At 70.6% G+C, this 1,734-nt stretch carries 2 protein-coding genes; both read left to right on the top strand.

Translation table 11 applies throughout. The features are described 5' to 3' along the window. Positions 1-693, top strand: a 693-nt coding sequence (locus CCN42_RS37880; protein WP_479688105.1) for a glucose-6-phosphate isomerase, incomplete at its 5' end; no start/stop codon positions are given. 92 nt (positions 694-785) lie between these two features. Continuing rightward, positions 786-1,721: a hypothetical protein gene (locus tag CCN42_RS37885; RefSeq protein WP_169731601.1), complete on the top strand. Its 936-nt coding sequence runs from the start codon at positions 786-788 to the stop codon at positions 1,719-1,721. Positions 1,722-1,734: the final 13 nt, after the last annotated feature.

A 1,734-nucleotide genomic window follows, 5' to 3' on the forward strand; every position in this document is an offset into this window, starting at 1 on the left:
GGCCTGCTGGGCATCTGGTACAACAACTTCCACGACGCCCAGTCGCACGCGGTGCTGCCGTACAGCCACTACCTGTCCAAGTTCACCGCCTACCTCCAGCAGCTCGACATGGAGTCCAACGGCAAGTACGTGGGCCGGGACGGGCAGGAGGTCGACTGGCAGACCGGACCGGTGGTGTGGGGCACCCCGGGCACCAACGGGCAGCACGCCTACTACCAGCTCATCCACCAGGGCACCAAGCTCATCCCGGCGGACTTCATCGGCTTCGCCGAGCCGGTCGCCGAACTCGACGACGAGCTGAAGGCGCAGCACGACCTGCTGATGGCCAACTTCTTCGCGCAGACCCAGGCGCTGGCGTTCGGCAAGACGCCCGACGAGGTGCGGGCCGAGGGCGTGCCGGAGGAGCTGGTGGCGCACCGCACCTTCAAGGGCGACCACCCGACGACCACGATCCTCGCCCGCGAGCTGACCCCGTCGGTGCTCGGCCAGCTCATCGCCCTCTACGAGCACAAGGTGTTCGTGCAGGGCGCGGTCTGGGACATCGACTCCTTCGACCAGTGGGGTGTCGAGCTGGGCAAGGTCCTCGCCAAGCGGGTCGAGCCCGCGCTCACCGAGGGCGCCGAGGTCCCCGGTCTGGACGCCTCCACGCGGGCGCTGGTCGCCAAGTACCGGGAGCTGCGCGGCCGCGGCTGATGACCCCCGCCACGGGAAGCGGGAGGCGCCCGGCCCCCGCTTCCCGTACACTCCCCGATGATCATGAACACGATCGCTCGGGGGAGCGCAACGTGACAACAAGACAGGGCAGTTGGACGGGCGGCACGCTGGAGCCGCGGGACTGGCTGCGGCCCAAGCAGGCCGCGCGGGCGGTGTTCCACCCGGCCTGGATCCCGGACTCGCTGGACCCGGCCGTGGACACGCTCAAGAAGGTCCGGCTCATCGCGGGAACGATCGCCGCGGTCGGCGTCTACACCTTCGTCGAGGGCGGCTTCGCCTTCGACGAGGTGCTGGAGAACATGCTCACCGCCTCCGCCGTGCTGCTGTTCATCACCCCGTTGACGGTCGGGGTGATGCTCTACGTCTGGCGGCGCGGCGGCACGGTCCGGGCACTCAGGGTGCCGCTGCTCAACTCGCTGAAACTGCTGCTGGCGTTCGTCGGCACGATCGTGCTGACCGTCCTCGTGTGGCGGCTGGCGGGCGGGGCCGGATTCCTGGTGCTGCTGCTCGCCCCGCTGGCGCTCTGGCTCACCACCCTCGTGATCCGCGGCGCGGTGCACGTCTCCGGCAACTTCTTCGGCACCGCCGGCGTCCACCGCTGCCTGCCGCCGCTGCTGGCCACGGTGACCACCTGGCTGATGGCCATCCCCGACCTGGTCACCGGTGACCTGCACGGTCTGAGCCTCACCATGGGCGTCGTCTTCATCCTGGGCGCCCCGCTGACGGTCACCGGCATCGCCCTGCTGGAGATGGGCCGCCTCAAGCAGCGCTACGGCATCCGCCTGGCCGCCCACCCGGCCACCCTGCCGCAGGTCCCGGGCCCGCCGCCCCCCATGCCGCCCACGGCACCGCCGTACATCCCGCAGCAAGGCAACCCCTACGGCAACCCCTACGGCCATGCCCCGTACCCGCCGCAGGGGAACCCTTACGGCAACGCCCCGTACGCGCCGCAGGGGACCCCCTACGGCAACGGCAACCCGTACGCCCCGCCGCAGGGCAACGCCTAGGCCGTGTCCGCAA

The organism is Streptomyces glaucescens, assembly GCF_002154375.1.
GTDB lineage: Bacteria > Actinomycetota > Actinomycetes > Streptomycetales > Streptomycetaceae > Streptomyces > Streptomyces glaucescens.